Raw genomic sequence first — 19,047 nt, 5'->3', positions numbered from 1 at the left:
GAACGGCGGCCGTCGGCCGGTCAGGCGAACCGCGCCAGCGCCCGCTCCCGGAGGATGAGCAGGCAGGGCAGCACCGTCAGGCAGGCGATGAACGCGTAGACGATGGACAGCCCGGTCACGATGCCGAAGCGCTGGAGCGGCGGCGCGAGCGCGAGCGAGAGGACGCCGAAGCCGGCGGCGGTCGTCGCGGCGCTGCCCAGCAGCGCGCCGCCGGTGCCGGTCACCGCCGCCGACAGCGCGTCGGCGAACTCGTCGCGTCGCTTCCGCTCCTCGACGACGCGTTCGCCGAGGTGGATGCTGTAGTCGACGCCCAGCCCGATGGCGAGACTGGTGATCACCGCCGTTTCGCTGTTGAACGCGATGCCGAACGCCCGCATCGTCCCGAGCAGCCACGCCAGCGCGACCAGCACGGGGACGAGCGTGACGACGCCCAGGCCGGGCGCGCCGTGTCGCCGCCAGTACAGCGCCGTCAGGAACGCGAGGACGACGAGAAGCGTTACGGCGAACGCCTCCACCAGCGTCTCCAGCAGCGCGTCCTGCAGGACCGCGGTGGTCACCGGGCCGCCGGTCGCGACCGCCGTCACCGGCGCGTCCGACGCGACCGCGGCCGCGAACGCCCGTACGTCCCCGGCGACGGTCTGGGCGGCGGCGTCGCCCTGCACCCCGACGACGAGGCGCGCGGAGGCGTACTCGCCGCCGTCTGTCCGGGCGAGGTGCTCGGCGGCCCGGTCGGGCGCGGCGTCGTAGAGGAGGTCGTACACCGCGGCCACGTCCCGGTCGGGCAGGCCGTCGCCGTCGGCGTCCCGCTCGCCGACGGCTGCCGCGACGGTGTCGTTCTCGGCGGCCACCTCGCGGAGCAGCGTGTGGGGTCCCTCGACCGCGGCCGTCCCGTCCGAGCGGACGACGACCGCCCCGCCCCGCTCGGGGTCGTTCGTCGCGGCGTCCAGCGAACGCAGGGTTGCGGGGTCGGTCACGTTCCCGCGTAACAGCACCTGCGCCTCCGACCCCTGGCCGCGCTGGCGGAAGTTGTCGCCGAGGTAGGCGGCGTGCTCGCGCACGTCGTAGTCGCCGGGCGCGAGCGGGCCGGGCAGGGAGTCGGCCCACGCCGGCGCGTCCTCCGGCAGGAAGTCTGCCCGGTTGAACTCCGTGTCGATGCCGGTCGCGCCGTACGCCCCGGCCGAGGCCAGCAGGAGCGAGAGGACGACGACCCCGACCGGCGCGCGCCGCGCGAGCGCCACGGCTCCCGAGAGCCCGCGGTTGATCGGCCCGGCTTCGAGGCCGACCGCGGGTTTGCGGCGCTCGAAGCCTAGGCGGTCGAACGCGTTCTCCACGCCCAGTTTGACCGCGGGCACCAGCGCGCCGAACACGACGAACGTGGCGAGGATGCCGCCGGCCGACAGCACGGCGAAGTCCCGGATCGCGGCCAGCGGGCTGACGTAGTTCGAGAGGAAGCCGATGCCCGTCGAGAACGTCGCCGCGCCGAGCGCGAAGACGACGCCGGCGACGCCGAGCCGCGTCGCCTGGGCGGGGGACCGGCGGCCGACCGCGTCGTCGTCGGCCCGGAGCGTCCCCTCGCGGGCCTCGCGGTAGCGCATCACGACGTGCAGCGAGTAGTCGATGGACAGCCCGATCAGCAGGAACGGGACGGCGATCAGCAACTGGCTCGACGGGACGCCGAGCCACCCTTGGATCCCCGCGAGCCACGCCAGAACCGTGGCGATGCCGAACACGCCGACGAGCACGTCCGCGACGTCGCGGTAGGCGACGCCCAGCACCAGCAGGACGAGCACGAGCGCGACGGGCGTGATGATCGCGAAGCTGTCGCCGACCGCCCGCGACGACGCGTCGTCGGTGATCCCCTGCCCGAACGCGAAGGCGTCGTCGAACCGCTCCTCGACGAGCGACTCGATCGCCAACTGGGCGTCGTAGGCGGCCGTCGGGTCCGCGTCCGGGCCGCTGTCGTCGGCCTGGAACACGAACGTGATCCGCGCGTCGGCGGTCGTCGCGCCGGGCCGGTACGACGACGGCAGGAACTGGTACGGGTCGCCGCCGGGCGTCTCCGCGTCGGGGTCAAGCACCCGGCCGACGAGGGCCTCGACCTCGCTCGCGTTACGCGATTCGAGGGCGGCGACCTGCTCGTCCAGCGTCGGGGCGGTCGGTCGCTGCTGGCCGGCGGCGGACGCGTTCCCGCTACTCCCGCCGGGCGGGCCGCCGGTCGCGTTCCCGCCGGCACTCCGGTCCTCGTAGTACGCGGCCGTCGCGATCACGTTTTCCAGGCCGACGGTCCCCTGCTCCTCGCGGAGCGTCGGGCCGACGGTGTCGTTCGCCCGCAGGTCCCGCTGGAGGCGGAGGCTCGAAAGCAGGGAATCCCGCGAGAGGACGTTCCCGTCGCGCACGACCACCTGCGTCACGACGGCGTCGTCGCTCGGGTAGTCGGCCTCGATCTCCTCCAACGCCGCCCGCTCCGGCGTGTCGGTCTCGAACTGGCCGATGCCGCCGTCCGCCGTCTCGCCGACGACCGCCCCGGCGGCGACGACGGCGGTCAGGAGGAGTACCGCGACGGCGACGAGGCGGTAGCGGTCGGCGAGGAAGGCGGCGTACCGGTCGGCGAGTCCGTCGGTCATCGTCCGTCGCTGCGGCCCGTGCATTCATATAGGTTCGGCAGGAACGAGCTACTGTATAATCCGATATCGATTATGAACACCGACACGGACCGGGACCGCGGGGTCCTGACGACGGCCGACCGCGAGTACCTCCTCGGGGAGCGGGAGCTGAGCCACGCGCAGTCCGAGCGCAACGCGGAGGCGCGCATCCGGCGGCGGATCGAGAACGGGATCCTCGATTTCGACCTGCTCACGCATTATCTCGACGGGTCTGACCGGCGGCAGGTGTTCGACGGCGCGACGGACGACGAGGCGCTGATCGACGGGCTGACGGCGATGCTCTCCTTCGCGTACATCGGCCTCAAGGAGCAGGGCGTCGACTTCGAGCGCGTCCTCGAACCGGCCGTCCGCGGGGCCGAGACGGCGTACGCCGTCGACCAACTCGCCGCCAACGTCGACGTGACGGTGACGTTCGAAGTCGAGACGGAGGTCGAGTCCTCGCTGGACGGCGTCGAGGCGCGGCTCGACGAGGGCACGCCGGTCGCGCCGCGGGAGCTGTTCTCGCTGGTGATGGAGCGGGAGACCGACCTCGCCGGCTACGACCGGATCACGCTCCGCGTCGAGGACGGCGCGGCCGACGAGAACGACCACGTCGACCGGCTGGCGGACTACCTCGACGCCGACGTGCGGTTCCCGACGGATTCGCTGGCCGTGCTCTCCTGGTCGGAATGACGTAAGCGTTAAATCCGAACGGGGAGCACAGTTACGACGATGAGCCGGAACGGCGCAGTCGGCCGGCGGTTCGCCGCCGCTGCGGGAGTACGTGTAGGGGCGTCCTAGCCCCACCTACCCACTTCTTCGTCCGGCGACGCAGCGCCCACAGCGCCACTGCGAGGAACCGACCGGTACAGACGACAGCGACACCCCACACATGAGCGCAGACACCGAACCCCGAGACCGCCTCGACGGCGACTACGACGCCGAGGCGACCGAATCGAAGTGGCAGGAGCACTGGGTCGAAAACGACACGTACGCCTACGAGGGCGACGCGGAGACGGACCCCAACACCGTCTACTCCATCGACACCCCCCCACCGACCGTGTCCGGGAGCCTCCACATGGGCCACATGTACGGCCAGGCTCTCCAGGACTTCGCCGCCCGGTTCCACCGGATGCACGACGGCGACGCGATGTTCCCGTTCGGCTACGACGACAACGGGATCGCCTCCGAACGGCTCACCGAGCAGGAACTGGGCATCCGCCATGGCGAGTACTCCCGCCGGGAGTTCCAGGAGAAGTGCCGCGAGGTGTGCCGCGAGTACGAGGCCGAGTTCACCGAGAAGATGCAGGGCCTCGGGATCTCGATCGACTGGAACCGGACGTACAAGACGATCAGCCCGGAGGTCCAGCGGACCTCCCAGCTGTCCTTCCTCGACCTCTACGAGCAGGGCCGCGAGTACCGCAAGCAGGCCCCCGCGATCTGGTGTCCCGACTGCGAGACGGCCATCTCGCAGGTCGAACAGGAGGACGCCGAGCGCCACACCCACTTCAACGACGTGCGGTTCGACCTGACGGAGCCGACCGAGAGCGGCCGGGACTCGTTCGTCATCGGGACGACCCGCCCCGAACTGCTTCCGGCCTGCGTCGCCGTCTTCGTCCACCCGGACGACGACGAGAACCGGGAGCTGATCGGGCGGGAGGCCGAGGTGCCGCTGTTCGGCCACAGCGTCCCGATCATCGAGGACGACCGCGTCGACCTGGAGACGGGGACGGGCGTCGTCATGTGCTGTACGTTCGGCGACCAGAACGACATCGAGTGGTACCAGGCTCACGACCTCCCCCTGCGCGTCGCCATCGACGAGTCCGCGACGATGACCGACCTCGCCGGCGACTACGAGGGCATGAGCACCCACGAGGCCCGCGAGGCCATCGCCGAGGACCTCGACGAGGCTGGCCACCTCGTCGACCGCGAGGAGCACACCCACACCGTGCAGGTCCACGAGCGCTGCGAGACCGACGTCGAGTTCCGCGTCTCCGAGCAGTGGTACGTCGAGATACTCGACCACAAGGAGGAGTACCTGGAGGCCGGCCGCGAGATGGACTGGTACCCCGAGAAGATGTTCACGCGGTACGAACACTGGATCGAGGGGCTGGAGTGGGACTGGCTCATCTCGCGCCAGCGCGACTCCGGCATCCCGTTCCCGGTGTGGTACTGCGAGGACTGCGGCGAGGAGGTCGTCGCGGACCGTGAGGCCCTGCCCGTCGACCCGCTCGCGGACGACCCGCCGGTCGACGCCTGCCCCGAGTGTGGACACGATTCGTTCGAGCCGGAGGACGACGTGTTCGACACGTGGGCGACCTCCAGCCTGACGCCGCTGATCAACGCCGGCTGGGACCCCGAGACGCTCGGCGACGGTGACCTCGCCGCCGGCGACCTCGACCATCCCGAACTGTACCCGTTCGACCTGCGCCCGCAGGCCCACGACATCATCAGCTTCTGGCTGTTCCACACGGTCGTCAAGTGCTACGAGCACACCGGCGAGGTGCCGTTCGACACCGTCATGATCCACGGCCACGTGCTGGACGAGAACCGCGAGAAGATGTCCAAGTCCAAGGGCAACATCGTCGCGCCGAAGGACGTCGTCGCCGAGTACCCCGTCGACGCCATCCGCTACTGGGCGGCCTCGACGGCGGTCGGCGACGACTTCCCCTTCCTCGACAAGGACATCGTCGCCGGCGAGAAGCTGCTCCGGAAGCTCTGGAACGCCTCGAAGCTCGTCGACCAGCTCACCCCCGAGACCGTCGACGAGCCGGCCGAGTTAGACCCCATCGACGAGTGGATCCTCGCGGAACTCGACGCGGTCGTCGAGGACCTGACCGACCACTTCGAGGCGTACGAGTTCGCGAAGGCCCGCGACCGCCTGCGGACGTTCTTCTGGAACACGTTCTGCGACGACTACCTCGAAATCGCGAAGAACCGCGACACCGACTCGACGGCGTACGCGCTCCGGACGGCCCACCGGACGTTCTGCAAGCTGTTCGCCCCGCTGCTTCCCCACGTCACCGAGGAGCTGTGGCGGGCGATGCACGGCGACGACAGCGTCCACACGACCGACTGGCCCGAACCGCGCGGCTACGAGGCCGACCTCGCCGCCGGCGAGACGGCGATGGAGGTCGTCTCCGCGCTCCGCAAGTACAAGACGGAACACCAGCTCGCGCTCAACGCCGACGTCGACGCGGTCGAGGTGTACGGCGACCTGGGCGGCATGGCCGACGCCGTCGCCGAGGTGATGCACGTCGGGAAACTGGAGACGTTCGACGCCGAGCCCGACACCACCACTGAGATCACCAGCATCGACCTGGACTACTCCACCGTCGGCCCGCAGTACGGCGAGAAGGTCGGCGACATCGACGCCGCCATCGAGGCCGGCGAGTTCGAGGTCGCCGACGACGGCCTGCGCGTCGCCGGCGAGACGCTCGGCCCCGACCTGTTCGAGGTCGAGCGCGAGCGCACCTACTCCGGCGAGGGCGAGATGATCGAGACGGAGTCTGCGGTCGTCGTCGTGCGGAACTGAGCGGCGGGCCGTTTTCAGGGCCCTTGTTCGAGTTCGAGCTTCTTCACCCGCGTCGCGAGCGCCAGGAACGTCGCCAGCAGCGTCAGCACGACTGCGCCGGCGGCAGCGTACTCGTGGGCGGGCGAAGTGTGGACGACGGCGCTGCCGGTCAGGTCCTCGGCGGGGACGAACGTGTGGTGGGGCGTCCCGACGATGGGGACGAAGTAGTCGACCACGTCGTTGAACCCGTACCACAGCAGGGCGACGGCGACGCCACCGACCCGGAAGTCCGCGATGCGGTAGAGGACGAATCCCTGGACGACCATCGCCAGGTGGCTCCAGAACAGGAAGTTGTACATCGCGGGGTGGAGGTAGGAGAAGTCGGACTTGAACACGAGCAGGACGTACGGCGTCCAGAGCCCGAGCTTGAGACAGCCGAAGAAGGCGAGCGCGGTGAGCCACTCGCGCTGGCGGCCGAGCTTCCACGAGGCGACGGCGGCGGCGATAAACAGCGTCGCCACGGGGCTGTCGGGGACGAACGGCCACATCGCGGTCGGCTCGGTCGCCAGTTGACCGGTTATCAGCGACCCCGAGAGCATGAGCGGGTCGAAACCGTAGTACCAGAAGCCGAAGGCGGTGCCGAGCAGGTTGATGGCGACCACGATCCACGCGAGTCGGAGGCCAAGGTCCTCCAGCTTCCGCGGGACGGGCGCGACGTACCGCGGCAGCGACGGCCGCGCCGGGAGCGTTGACATCGACGGTGACCACGGAGGGCGGGCGCAAAACCGTAGCGGTTTCGGCACGAACGAGGGGGGCCGGAAAGGACAGCGGTAAGTGCGACCGGTCCGAACGGTTTGCCATGGCCGAAGAGACCGATCTGGAGGAGCTCAAACGCGGGACGGAACTGGTCAAGCGGGGCTTCGCCCGCATGCAGAAAGGCGGCGTCATCATGGACGTCGTCAACCGCGAACAGGCCCGGATCGCCGAGGACGCCGGCGCGGTGGCGGTGATGGCTCTGGAGGCCGTCCCGGCCGACATCCGCAAGCGCGGCGGCGTCGCCCGCATGCCCGACCCCGTCGACGTCGAAGCGATCATCGACGAGGTGTCGATCCCCGTCATGGGCAAGTCCCGGATCGGCCACACGAAGGAGGCCCAGATCCTGGAGTCGATCGGCGTCGACATGATAGACGAGAGCGAGGTGCTGACGCCCGCCGACGACCGCTACCACATCGACAAGCGCGAGTTCACCTCGCCGTTCGTCTGCGGCGCGCGCAACCTCGGCGAGGCGCTGCGCCGCATCGACGAGGGCGCGGCGATGATCCGCACCAAGGGCGAGGCCGGCACCGGCGACGTCAACCAGGCCGTCCACCACCAGCGCAACATCAAGGGCTCGATCCGCAAGCTCGAGGGGATGAGCTACCAGGAGCGCGAGAAGTGGGCCCGCGAGCACGAAGCGCCCGCCGACCTCGTCCACGAGACGGCCGACCAGGGCCGACTGCCGGTCGTCAACTTCGCCGCCGGCGGCATCGCGACGCCTGCGGACGCCGCCCTGATGATGCACCACGGCTGCGACGGCATCTTCGTCGGCAGCGGCATCTTCGGCGCGGAGGACCCCGAGGCGATGGGCGAGGCCATCGTGCAGGCGACGAACAACTGGGACGACCCCGCCGAACTCGCCGAGATCAGCAAGGACATCGGCAGCGGCATGCGCGGCGACGCCAACGCCGACCTCCCCGAGGAGGAGAAGCTCCAGGACCGCGGCGTCTAGGCCGCCGACCGCCGCTTTTCCACGGTCGCCGCGACCAGCAGCGTCAGGTAGCCACAGACCCCGCCGAGCAGCGCCCACAGCGCCCAAGCGGGGGCGAACGGGCCGACGGCGACGGCCGCCGCGCCGCCGACGAGCGTCGCGCCCCAGCGCACTCGCGGGCGCTCCCAGAGCCGCCGCACCCGCTCGCGGTGCCGGAGCAGAAGGGCCTCCAGCAGCGCCGCGCCGACGGCTCCGGCGGCGACGGCTACGGGAGCAAGCGCGGCGTCACGGCGCGCGAGGAGGACGGCGAGAACGGCACCGACGGCCAGCGCAGAGAGCGCGTCGGCCGCCCGGTCACGGGTCACGGAACAGTTCCGCGCCGTCGGCGATCCGGGTCCGGTAGGCGCGGCTGTCGATGCCGGCGTCGTCGAACGCCTCGACCATCGCGGCGGCGACGCGGCGGCGGCCGTCGTCGTGGCAGGCGGCGATGACGCCCGGCCCGGCCCCGCTGACGGTGACGCCGGTCGCGCCGGCGTCGAGCGCGGCGTCGCGGACGGCGTCGTAGCCTTCGATGAGCGCGGCGCGGGCGGGGGTGACGATGTCGTCCTCCATCCCCACGCCGACGAGGGCGGGGTCGTCGCGGGCCATGCCGATCGTGAGCGTGGCGGCGCGGCCGACGGTGTCGACCACGTCCTCCACGTCGGCGGATTCGGGGACGACGCGGCGGGCGTCGCGGGTCGAGACGACGATGTCGGGGAGACAGACGACGAGGGGCACGTCGGCGTCGATCTGCGCGACGCCGTCGCCGCGGGCGACGGTGAAGCCGCCGAGCAGGGCGGGCGCGACGTTGTCCTCGTGGGCCTCGCCGGACACCAGCGCCTCGCCCTCTGCGGCGACGGGCACGAGTTCCTCCCGGGTGAGGCCGCGGTCGTACAGTTCGTTCAGGGCCAGCGCCGCGCCCGCGGCGCTGGCGGCCGAGGAGCCGAGTCCCGACGCGGGCCGGACGCCCTTGTCGATGCGGATCCGGGCGGGGGCGTCGAGCGCCTCCGCGACGGCCCCGGCGGTGTTTTTCTCCGGGTCCTCCGGGATGAACTCGCTGCCGGCCCCCGTGACCTCGATGGTCGTCTCCGACGCGCGCTCGACGCGGATCACGTCCGCGGGGCGGTCTAGCGCGGCCCCGAACACGTCGAAGCCGCTCCCGAGGTTCGCGCTGGTCGCGGGAGCGCGGACGGTGAGCATGCCAGTCAGTTACCTGACCCCACGCAAAAAGGTAGCGAACCCGCGGCTCCATGGAAAGACCCATCCCGGGCACGGCCGAACCCCCCGCCATGATCGGCATCGTTGGCGGCGGGATCGCCGGGCTCGCGGCGGCTCACCGCCTGCAGGAGCGCGGCCGCGAGGTGCAGGTGTTCGAGGCGAGCGACGCGCTGGGCGGCCTCGCGGCGACGTACGAGACGGCCGGTGACCCGATAGAGCGCTACTACCACCACCTCTCGAAGTCCGAGGAGACCATCGTCGAGGTGATCGAGGAACTCGGCCTCGGCGACCGCCTGGAGTGGCGCTACTCCACGACGGCGAACTACGTCGACGGCGTCGTCCACCCGCTGGACAAGCCCTGGGAGATACTCGCCTTTCCCCACCTCTCGCTGTACGACACGTTCCGGCTCGGCCTCCTGACGATGGACGTCGACGTGCGGGGCGGCGTCCCGAAGTTCGACACGTACGAGCGCCTAGAGGACTTCGAGGACGTGCCCATCCGGGAGTTCGTCGTCGAGCACACGACCGAGGGCGTGTACGAGAACTTCTTCGAGCCGCTTTTGGACGCGAAGTTCGGCGACCGCAAGGACGACGTCAGCGCCGCCTGGCTGCTCGGCCGGATCAAGTTCCGCGGCGAGCGGGACCTGCTCCGCGGCGAAATCCTGGGCTACCTCGACGGCGGCTTCGGCGTCCTGCTGGACGCCATGGTCGACGACGTCGGTCGGGAGAACATCACGACGGGCGCGCGGGTCACCGACCTCGGGATGGCGGACGGAACCGTCGAGACGCTGACCGCCGAGACGGCCGACGGCGTCGAGACTCACGACGTCGACGGCGTCGTCGTCGCGGCGATGCCGAACGTGCTGGAGTCGCTCTCGGGCTACGAGTGCGACATCGATTTCCAGGCGACGGTCTGCTCGGTGATATCGATGGAGGAGCCGCTGCTCGACACGTACTGGCTCAACGTCGCCGACGACGCGCCCTTTGGCGCGCTCATCGAGCACACGAACTTCGTCGAACCCGAGCGGTACGGCGGCGAACACCTGCTGTACGTCGCCCGCTACGTGCAGGACCCCTCGGAGGAGATCTGGGGGCTGGACGACGACGCCGTCGAGGAGCGGTGGTTCGAGGGGATCGAGTCGCTGTTCCCCGAGTTCGACCGCGACGCGGTCAACTGGGTCCGCACGTCGCGTAACCCCCGCACTGCGCCGGTGTACGAGCGGGGCTACCTCGACATGGTGATCCCGTACGACCTCGGCGACGAGGTGGCCGACGGGCTGTACTACGCGGGGATGGCGAGCCGCGCTCAGTACCCCGAGCGCAGCCTCAACGGCGGCATCGTCGCCGGGTTCGAGGCGGCCGACCGCGCCGCCGAGCGCCCGCGGACCGAGACGCCCGCGCGGCGCTGACGGCTCCGAAACCCGGCCGGCCACGATACGGGTCACCCAAACGTTTAGTTCCGCCGTACGAGGGTTCGGGGTATGGACGATCCCGAACGCGAACTCGACCCCCCGGAGGGCGAGGAGGCGGTACGCGAGGCGGTCGAACGGTCCCGGAGCGGCGCGCCGGCGGTCGGACGCGTCGTCCGCGACCGCTTCTCGTCGGACGAGGTGTTCCAGCGGATCGTCGCGGCCGCCGACGAGGAGATCACGGCGGGGAACCGCGAACTGTTCTTCGGCGGGCTGGCCGCGGGCTTTGCGATCACGATCACGTTCCTGCTGTACGTCTCCCTGTACGCCTCCACGGGCGGTGACCCGGTCCTCAGCGCCATGCTGTACCCGCTCGGGTTCGTCTACATCATCATCGGCGGCTACCAGCTGTACACCGAGCAGACGCTCCCGCCGGTCGCGCTGACGCTGGAGCGGCTGGCGAGCGTCCCGGCGCTGTTGCGCAACTGGGGGGTCGTGCTCGCCGGGAACTTCACCGGCGGCGCGCTCGGCGCGGCGGCGCTCGCGTTCGGCGGCGTGCTGTCGCCGGAGGCGGCCACCGCGGCGGCGAGCATCGCCCAGAAGGGGATCGACACGGGCTGGTGGCCCCTGTTCTCGAAGGCCGCCTTCGCCGGGCTGATCGTCGCCGGCGTCGTCTGGGTGGAGTACGCCGCCCGCGACACCATCTCCCGGCTCGTCGTCGTCTACATCGCGTTCCTCTCGATCCCGATCGGCGGCCTCTTTCACTCGGTCGTCTCGTTCACCGAGATGATCTACCTGGTGTATCTCGGCGACCTGTCGCCGGTGGTCGGCATGACCGAGTTCGTCCTCCCGGTGTTGCTCGGCAACACCCTGGGCGGGGTCGTGCTCGTCACCGCCGTCAACTACTTCCAGACGACCGAGGAGCGCCTCGAATCGGCCCGCTTCGAGGGCGCGGACCGCCAGCTCTCCGTCGGCGAGTGGCTGTTCGGGGACCTGGTCGGGCGCTCCTACGTCCCGCTCGTCGACACCGCCGAACGGATCGCCGACGACGAGAACGGCCCGTACCGCGTCGTCGTGCCCATCTCGAACCCGCGGACGGAGACGCGGCTCGTCGAGTTCGCCTGCCGGCTCGCCAGCGACCGCGAGGACGCGGTCGTCGACGTCGTCCACGTCGTCCAAAAGCCCGCGCGGACGTACGGCGTCGGCCAGACCCAGCGGATCGTCGACGAGTCCGAGTCGCTGCTCGCGGACGTCGGGGGGACGGTCGGCGACTACGACGTCGACTGGCGGACGTCGACGGTCATCACTCACCGCTCGTTCGAGGAGGTGTTCGGCATCGCCGACCGCAAGCGCGCCGACCTGGTCGTGATGGGCTGGGGCGAGGACGGGCTGTGGGACGCCGCGCGGGCCGACCGGCCGATCGGCGAGCTGACGAACCAGCTCCCCTGTGACTTCCTCGTGCTCAAGGACCGCGATCTGGACCCGTCGCGGGTGCTCTTGCCCGTCGTGGACGGCCCGAACGCCGACCTGAACGGGGAGGTCGCCCGCGCGCTGCGCGCCCGAACCGGGGCCGAGGTGTCGCTGCTCCACGTCGTCGACGGTCCGGACGAGCGCGACGCCGGCGAGCGGTTCCTCGCGGACTGGGCGGCCGAGCACGGCCTCGACGACGCGCCGCGGACGGTGTACGAGGGCGGCGACGTCGAGGCGGTCATCGAGCGCGAGGCTGTCGACCACACGCTGTTGCTGGTCGGGGCGACCGAGCGCGGCCTGCTGTCGCGGCTCGTGCGGGGGTCGCTCCACTACGACATCGTCGGAAACGTCGACTGCTCCGTGCTGCTGGCCGAGCGGCCGACCGCGCGGAGCTTCCGGGAGCGGCTGTTCGGCCGCCGGTAGCCGACAGCCGGCGCTACTCGTCGACGCCGGGGGCCTTGCTCACGTCCACGTCGCCCGGCTCGTCGCGGCCGCCGACGACGAGGTTCCCCTCGCCGTCCTCGACGTACACGTCGTCGGCGAACCCGCCCTCCGCGTGGGGGTGTTCGGGGTCGTCAAGCTTCTCCGGCGTCGACGGCGCGTCGGGGATCCCCGCGGCCGGGAAGAAGTCGCCGAGCGGGTCGTCGATGGTGATCCCGTGGCGGTCGAAGAAGTCGGCGTGGCGGTCGTAGTGGTCGGTCAGTTCGTCGCTCGGGAACTCCATCATCTCCGTCCAGCCGTGGTTGTAGAAGTCGAAGTTGGCCTGCACGTGGGTGATCTCGCGGGCCTTGGCCTCGGTGAAGCCGGCGTCCAGCGCGGCGACGTACGTGTCGAACGTGGCGTCGAAGAAGGCGTCGAGGTGCTCGCGGCGCTCCTCGCGGCGGTCCTCGTCGGCCCGGTCGAGGAAGACGGACGTGTGGAGGTCGACCAGCTTGCTCCGCACGACGCCGCCGACGACCGGCGTCGTGAGCGACTTCTTGGCGGCCCAGTGGCGGACGTTCTGCCGGATCTTCATACGGGTCGCTTGGGCCGGGAGCCTATTGAACCCCGTGACGACGCCAGCCCGCCCCGGCGGGGGCGGAACGAGCGAGATAGCAATCCACTTCAACCCCCGTTCCGAAGTAGGCGAGCATGGACCAGTCGTACGTCATCATCGGTGACGGCATCGCGGGCAGTTCCGCGGCCGAGACGATCCGGGAGGAGGCCCCGGAGGCGTCGATCACCGTCATCACCGATGAAGGAGAAGCCCTGTACAACCGCATTCTCATCAAGGAGTTCGCCAAGGGGAAGCTCCCGGAAGCCCCCATCTCCATCCACGAGGAGGACTGGTACGCCGAGCGCGACATCGACCTCGAACTGAACACGCACGTCACGGAGATCGCCCCAGACGCCCACGAGGTCCACACCCACGACGGCGACGTTCACGAGTACGACAAACTGCTCGTCGCGACGGGCGGCACGCCGACGCAGCTGCCGGTCGAGAACAGCGACGCCGACGGGATCCACCACTTCTGGACGTTCCAGGACGCCCGGCGGATCGCCGAGCACGCCGAGGAGGCCGAGACGGGCGCGGTCGTCGGGGCCGGCCTGCTGGGCATCGACCTCGCGGCGATCTGCGGCGCACAGGACATCGACGCCAACTACTTCATGCGCGGCAACCGCTGGTGGCGCTACGCCCTCTCGGAGGAGGGCGCGGAGATCATCCACGAGGGGCTGCGCGAGGTGGGCGTGACGCCCGTCTTCGAGAGCGGCGTCGACCGCTTCGTCACGGACGACGACGGCCACGTCACCGCGACCGTGACGCCGGACGGCGAGGAGCACGACAGCGACTTCGTCGGCGTCGCCATCGGGCTGGACTTCAACACCGAGGTCCTGCGCGGCACCGGCGTCGAACTGGACGACGGCGTCGTCGTCGACGAGTACATGCAGACCGACGTCGACGACATCTACGCGGCGGGCGACCTGACACGCTTCTACGACACGATCCTCAACGAGCACGGCCAGAACGGCTCGTGGGGCAGCGCGAAAGAGCAGGGCCAGGTCGCCGCCAAGAACATGGTCGCCGACGACGAGGCCGAGGCGTTCCGCTGGGTCTCCTCGTACTCCATCACGCACTTCGACTTCCCGTTCCTCTCCTTCGGCCACCCGACGATCGGCGACGACCACGTCGAGCGCAAGTACAGCGACACCGAGTGGCGGCGGCTGGCGCTGAAAGACGGCAAGATCGTCGGCGGCGTCCTCATCGGCGACCTGGCCCCCCAGAGCGCGTTCAAGAAGCTCGTCCGCGAGGAGCGCGACGTGAGCGGCCAGACCGACGTGTTGCTGGAGAAGGAAGTCGACCTCGACAAGCTCGACGCGCCCGCACAGGAGCAGTAAGCGCACCGCCGGAGCCGACTTTTTCCCGCGACCGACCCCCGTCGCGTCCCAGCGAGACTCGCCGACATGGGAACGTTTATCACTAGCCGTGACATTCGTTGGCACGCAACGATGGCTGGTTCCTCGACCTCCGACGCCTACACGCGACACCTCAGAGTACGACACACGGACTCCGTGCCGGCGGACGCCCGGGTCCGCCACGTCGACGAACTGTCCGACGACGCCCAGCAGCGGCTGTTCTCGGTCGTCGGCGGCGACGCGACCGGCGCGCGCCTCGACGGGGCGACCGCCGGGGAGTTCGACGACGGCGACGTGGTCGTGTTCACCGGCTACTACGAGGTCGACCTGGCCTGAGACGGAGCGCCCGACCCGTTTTCCCGCGTATCCACGTCCCGGAGCGGTCGCGCCGGCCGTGACCGACAGCGGTCCGCACGGCAGGCCGTCGCCGCCGCGCCCCGGAGACCGAAGGCGTTTTGCACGCGCCACGCCGACGGACACCCATGGATGGCGGCGGAGACGGCGAGATGACCCTCGCGTTCGAACTCGCGGCACTGCAGGAGCTGGCGGACCCGTCGGCCGTGTTCGACGGGGCGCGCCGGTGGAGCAAGTACGTCGGCGTCGTCTCGGAGAAGCCGACCTACGTCGTCACGAACTTCACGCGCAAGGAGCGCATCAGACAGGACTTCTTCTCCGGGCCGCGCGGGAAAGCCGAGAGCTTGGAGAGCGTGCGCGACCAGTTCGACACCGACCGACACGTGTTCGTCGGCACGAGCGACGCGGACCGCGACCTGGCCGACGAGGTCGGCTGGGAGTACCTCCCGGTCGAGGAGGCCGCCGAGGCCGCCGAGTGGGAGCTGGCCGACGAGGCCGAGGAGACGGCGGACGACGACGGGCACGAGCGCGACGACTGGCCGTAGGATGAACGTCCTCGAGACGCTCCGGGACGGCTACGCCCGCGCAGGCTCCCCCACGGGCGTCGCGCTGACCGGCCTCGCCTTCCTCTTCCAGCTCGCGAGCACGGTGGGCCTCCAGAGCCAGCCGGCCGAGGCCACCGCCGCGCTCCGGGAGCAGTTCCCCGAACTCGCGCCGCCGGCCGACGGGCCGCTCGCGCTCCCCCTGTCGGCGGGCGGGGCGTCGGCGCTGTCGCTGCTGGCGACGCTCGGGACGGTCGCCGTGTTCGTCGTCGGCTTCCGGCTGCTGTCGACCGACGGGGTGCCCGCCCCCGGCACGGTGACGCGGAACCTCGGGCGCGCGATACTGCACGGGCTGGCCGGCTACCTCCTCCTGCTCGTCCTGCTCGCGGTCGGGACCGCGCTGTTCGTCCTCCCCGGGCTGTTCGCCCTGGTCAGCTTCGCCTTCTTCGTCGGCTTCGTCGCGCTGGAGGACGAGGGCGTCGTGAGCGCGTACCGCCACAGCTGGGAGCTCGCCGGCGGCCGCCGGCTCCGGATCGGTCTGCTGTTTCTCGGCCTCGCGCTCGCGGCCCTGCTGTTTACCGCCGTCGCCGGGATGGCGCTGTCCCCGCTGCTCGGCGTCTCCGAACTGGGCTGGTGGCTCGGCAACGTCGCGGCCAGCGCCGTCGTCCTCGTCTACGCGGTGGCGGTGCTGTCGGCGGGGTTCGAGCGGCTCCGCGACGACGCGGCGACGGCCGAGGCCGACGACGAGTTCGCCGACATCGACGACGAACTGCTCCCCTGACGCGGGCCGCCCCCAAGGTTTTGGTGGACGCGACCGTTTCGCAGACCATGACGGACGAACACACGTCGGTCGACGTGGAGGTCGAGGTCGAAGTGGACGGCGACGAACTGGAGATCGAGGCCGGCGAGGCGACGACGGCCGAGGCGGAACTGGAGACCGACGCCGTCGAGATCGAGGTCGAGGTGGAGGTCGAACGCGAGGGCGACGAGGAGGAGGACGAGGAAGAAGAGGAAGAGGAGGAAGAGGAAGAGGAGGAAGAGGAAGCGGCTGAAGACGCGGACGAGGACCCCGAGACGGCGGGGTCCGACGCCTGACCGAGTCGGGGCGCTTTTAGGCCTGACCGCCCAACCCGCGGGCATGGCAGAACCGCGCGTGCCGGGCGAGGCCGGCGGCGACGTCGAGCTTCCCTGCGGCGAGAGCGTCCGGCTCGCCGACCTCGACATGGGGCTGCGGGAGTTCGACTGCGCCTGTGGCGACAGCCACGCCGTCGTGATGGACGTCCACCCGCCGTCGCGGTTCTTTCCGGAGTTCCTCGTGGAGATCCTCCGGGAGACCGTCGAGACCGCCGACGACCTCGGGGAGTTCGGCACGGCCCACCTGATGGGGATCGTCATGGAGGAGTTCCCCGAGTCGGTCGTCAGCGAGGACCTCTCGGAGAACGGGTCGGTCGGCTACTCGCTGCTGTGGGTGACCGACTTCGACTCCCGGCGGCTCCACGAGATAGCGGTCGAACTCGTCGTCGAACTGATGGAACACGCCGTCAGCCACGCCGAGAACGACGACGCGATGACCGCCTTCGAGGAGCAGATGCTCGACTTCGACGTGTCGGAGTTCGTCGACCAGTACCGCGAGCGCCGGGACTTCGCCGACGAACACGACACGGCGGTCTGAGCGGGCCGGCGGCCCCGGCACCGGGCGCGTGGCGGCGTCCGCCGCGCGTCCGACGATCTTTTATTATGAACCCCGTCGAACCCCGGCGTATGCGCTCTCGGGGGGAGACGGAGCGACTCAGGGCGGTGCTCGACGAACTGGACCCGGCGGAGCCGCTGACCGCCGGCGAGATACGCGACCTGCTTGCGGCCCGCGGCGTGGACGTGGACAGCGCCCACCGCGTCGCCACGGACCTCGGCCGGTTGGCCGACCGCGGCGACGTCGACGTGATCCGCGACCGGCCGTACCGGTACCGACTCGACGACCGGCGGTAGGCACCCGTCGACCCGTCCCCGCTCCGACGGGGGGGCCGGAAGACGGGTCGCGCGGGATGTTCCGGCGACGTTTCGGCGGTCAGATAGTTTTAAGCGTCCGACGACGGATCCACGGAGACGTGACAAGGTCTTCACACACGGTCGTCGGGGTCGCGGTGCTGCTCGCGCTCGCGGCGGTCGCGGGCCCGGGCGTCTCCCTCGCGGACGGCGCGGCACCGGACGCGTCGTTCGGGAACAAAGTCGTCACGGAACAGCGCGGTGACGTCGCCGTCGTCACCGTCTTCCTGCAGGACACGAACGCGGCGACGCTGACAGTCGGGTCCCAGGAGGTCTACTACGAGACGCAGGTCCGGGTCCGGGACGGCGACGGCGACGGCCGGGTCCGGGTGCGCATCAACCTCCACCACGCGAACGGGTGGACCGGCGCGTCGGCGAACGAGGTGTACAGCGCCGCCGACGGGAGCGACTCTGTCGACGCCACGCGGCGCACCGAGTCGCTCGACTCGCCGCTGGACGCTGGGGACTACGGGATGGAACTGTCAATCGACGGTAGCCCGACGGACGTCGGCACCCTGCGGCTCGAAGGCCGCTCGACCGGCCCGTCGGACACGTTCGTCGCGCCGTCGGACGTCGACCCGAGCGACAGACAGGCGGTGCTCAGCAGCGCGACCCAGCGGGAGGAGGTCGCGCGGGAGGACCTCGTCGTCGTCGGGGTCCAGGCGAGCGGCGTGTTCGGCTACGTCGACAGCGCCGACGACCTCGCGGACGGGACGCAGGGGGTCTCCCTCGAGATCGTCCAGGCCAACCCGCCGGCGAACCAGGGGGCAAAGCGGATCCCCATCTCCGAGGGGACCGTCCACGCGTTCCCCGAGAACGACCTGCTCCTGTTCGCCGTCGACACCTCCGCGTCGGACGTCGCGCCGGACGAGGAGTACGAGTCCCGCTTCGTCGTGACCGACGACAACCCGTACACGGACAGCACCCAGACGTCGAGCACGACCTTTACCGTCCGCGAGCGGACCGCCTGGTTCCCGGACTCGCCGATACGGGTCGAGCCGGAACGGGGCCAGACGATCCGGGGTGCCTCGACGGTCGCGCCGGGCACGGAACTCACCCTGCGGCTGGAGAGCCAGGACGACCTCGACCCGTTCATCAAGGACCCGACGGTGACCGTCGGCAGCGACGGCCAGTTCTCGACCGCGGTCGACTTCAGCAGCCACGACTCGGGCACCGAGTTCACCGCCGTCGTCCTGGAGAACGACGAGGAGGTGAGCGGGACGGTCGACGGCGTCATCGAGGGCGGCGACGTGTCGACGACGACCACTGCACCACGGACGCCGACGCCCGCCACGACGACGCGGGTCCAGACGCCGACCACGACGGCGCGGCCGACCACGACGACCGCGGCCCCGCGGACCACCACCAGAGTCACGGAGACGCCGACGAGCGTGTCGGAGACGACGCGCCCGACGGACATGCCGGGGACGACGGTGTCGCCGGAGTCGTCGACGCGGTGGCCGACGGCGACCGTCGCGGACACCCAGTTCACGGCGGTCAACACGACGACGACCACCGGGTCGCCGGCGGACGGCGGGTTCAACGGGACCGGCAACGTCTCGTTCGCCTCGGGCGGTCAACCCGGCTTCACCGGCCTGCTGGCCGGCGCGGCGCTGTTGCTCGTCCTCGCGCTGAGCCGCCGGCGGGAGTGACCCGAAACCCGCGCGTCCGCGGG

General features: G+C 70.6%; 18 protein-coding genes. 13 read left to right on the top strand and 5 right to left on the bottom strand.

Annotation, left to right across the window (positions count from 1 at the left end; genetic code table 11):
• Positions 1-20: 20 nt before the first annotated feature.
• Positions 21-2,624, bottom strand: coding sequence for an efflux RND transporter permease subunit (locus EYW40_RS09780; protein ID WP_135821422.1), 2,604 nt, complete (start codon positions 2,622-2,624; stop codon positions 21-23).
• Positions 2,625-2,696: 72 nt separating this feature from the next.
• On the opposite strand from EYW40_RS09780, the gene EYW40_RS09775 reads away from it, so the two are divergent.
• Together EYW40_RS09775 and EYW40_RS09770 are read left to right on the top strand one after the other, a co-directional pair.
• Positions 2,697-3,335 (top strand): DUF8102 family protein, encoded by a 639-nt coding sequence (locus tag EYW40_RS09775; protein WP_135821421.1) that lies wholly within the window; start codon positions 2,697-2,699, stop codon positions 3,333-3,335.
• A gap of 199 nt (positions 3,336-3,534) precedes the next feature.
• Positions 3,535-6,177: a valine--tRNA ligase gene (locus tag EYW40_RS09770; RefSeq protein ID WP_135821420.1), complete on the top strand. Its 2,643-nt coding sequence runs from the start codon at positions 3,535-3,537 to the stop codon at positions 6,175-6,177.
• A 14-nt stretch (positions 6,178-6,191) separates the two neighbouring features.
• Here EYW40_RS09770 and EYW40_RS09765 read toward each other — a convergent pair whose 3' ends face one another.
• Complete coding sequence (locus EYW40_RS09765; RefSeq protein WP_135821419.1) at positions 6,192-6,911, bottom strand: DUF1405 domain-containing protein; 720 nt, start codon at positions 6,909-6,911, stop codon at positions 6,192-6,194.
• Positions 6,912-7,015: 104 nt separating this feature from the next.
• On the opposite strand from EYW40_RS09765, the gene pdxS reads away from it, so the two are divergent.
• Positions 7,016-7,924, top strand: a complete 909-nt coding sequence (pdxS, locus tag EYW40_RS09760; protein WP_135821418.1) for a pyridoxal 5'-phosphate synthase lyase subunit PdxS — start codon at positions 7,016-7,018, stop codon at positions 7,922-7,924.
• On the opposite strand, the gene EYW40_RS09755 is transcribed toward pdxS, so the two are convergent.
• On the bottom strand, positions 7,921-8,268 hold the full coding sequence (locus tag EYW40_RS09755) for a hypothetical protein (RefSeq protein ID WP_135821417.1): 348 nt from the start codon (positions 8,266-8,268) through the stop codon (positions 7,921-7,923). The two genes, pdxS and EYW40_RS09755, sit on opposite strands and share 4 nt — an antisense overlap.
• On the bottom strand, positions 8,258-9,142 hold the full coding sequence (locus EYW40_RS09750; protein WP_135821416.1) for a homoserine kinase: 885 nt from the start codon (positions 9,140-9,142) through the stop codon (positions 8,258-8,260). Before EYW40_RS09750 ends, EYW40_RS09755 begins: the two co-directional genes overlap by 11 nt.
• 89 nt (positions 9,143-9,231) lie before the next feature.
• Between EYW40_RS09750 and EYW40_RS09745 the strand changes: the two genes are divergently transcribed.
• A complete protein-coding gene (locus EYW40_RS09745; protein WP_135821415.1) occupies positions 9,232-10,569 on the top strand; it encodes an NAD(P)/FAD-dependent oxidoreductase in 1,338 nt (445 codons plus the stop codon).
• A 72-nt stretch (positions 10,570-10,641) separates the two neighbouring features.
• The gene (locus EYW40_RS09740; RefSeq protein ID WP_135821414.1) at positions 10,642-12,462 is read left to right on the top strand and encodes a formate/nitrite transporter family protein; all 1,821 of its coding nucleotides are present in this window, start codon (positions 10,642-10,644) and stop codon (positions 12,460-12,462) included.
• 13 nt (positions 12,463-12,475) lie between these two features.
• Here EYW40_RS09740 and EYW40_RS09735 read toward each other — a convergent pair whose 3' ends face one another.
• Positions 12,476-13,054, bottom strand: coding sequence for a DUF6149 family protein (locus EYW40_RS09735; protein WP_135821413.1), 579 nt, complete (start codon positions 13,052-13,054; stop codon positions 12,476-12,478).
• A 116-nt stretch (positions 13,055-13,170) separates the two neighbouring features.
• Between EYW40_RS09735 and EYW40_RS09730 the strand changes: the two genes are divergently transcribed.
• From EYW40_RS09730 to EYW40_RS09695, 8 genes are all read left to right on the top strand, one after another.
• On the top strand, positions 13,171-14,415 hold the full coding sequence (locus tag EYW40_RS09730) for an NAD(P)/FAD-dependent oxidoreductase (RefSeq protein WP_135821412.1): 1,245 nt from the start codon (positions 13,171-13,173) through the stop codon (positions 14,413-14,415).
• Between the two features lie 111 nt (positions 14,416-14,526).
• Complete coding sequence (locus tag EYW40_RS09725; protein ID WP_135821411.1) at positions 14,527-14,769, top strand: DUF7979 domain-containing protein; 243 nt, start codon at positions 14,527-14,529, stop codon at positions 14,767-14,769.
• A 146-nt stretch (positions 14,770-14,915) separates the two neighbouring features.
• Positions 14,916-15,332, top strand: coding sequence for a DUF7124 domain-containing protein (locus EYW40_RS09720; RefSeq protein ID WP_135821410.1), 417 nt, complete (start codon positions 14,916-14,918; stop codon positions 15,330-15,332).
• A gap of 1 nt (position 15,333) precedes the next feature.
• Positions 15,334-16,110 (top strand): DUF7847 domain-containing protein, encoded by a 777-nt coding sequence (locus EYW40_RS09715; RefSeq protein WP_135821409.1) that lies wholly within the window; start codon positions 15,334-15,336, stop codon positions 16,108-16,110.
• Between the two features lie 47 nt (positions 16,111-16,157).
• Positions 16,158-16,424 (top strand): hypothetical protein, encoded by a 267-nt coding sequence (locus EYW40_RS09710; protein WP_135821408.1) that lies wholly within the window; start codon positions 16,158-16,160, stop codon positions 16,422-16,424.
• A gap of 43 nt (positions 16,425-16,467) precedes the next feature.
• Positions 16,468-17,001 (top strand): DUF5815 family protein, encoded by a 534-nt coding sequence (locus tag EYW40_RS09705; protein WP_135821407.1) that lies wholly within the window; start codon positions 16,468-16,470, stop codon positions 16,999-17,001.
• Positions 17,002-17,090: 89 nt separating this feature from the next.
• A complete protein-coding gene (locus tag EYW40_RS09700) occupies positions 17,091-17,315 on the top strand; it encodes a hypothetical protein (RefSeq protein WP_135821406.1) in 225 nt (74 codons plus the stop codon).
• Positions 17,316-17,434: 119 nt separating this feature from the next.
• Positions 17,435-19,024, top strand: coding sequence for a BGTF surface domain-containing protein (locus EYW40_RS09695; protein WP_135821405.1), 1,590 nt, complete (start codon positions 17,435-17,437; stop codon positions 19,022-19,024).
• Positions 19,025-19,047: the final 23 nt, after the last annotated feature.

The sequence above is a fragment of the Halostella litorea genome, assembly GCF_004785955.1.
GTDB lineage: Archaea > Halobacteriota > Halobacteria > Halobacteriales > Natronoarchaeaceae > Halostella > Halostella litorea.
Note: the sequence above shows the minus strand (reverse complement) of the source record. Positions and strands in the feature narration are given on the sequence as shown.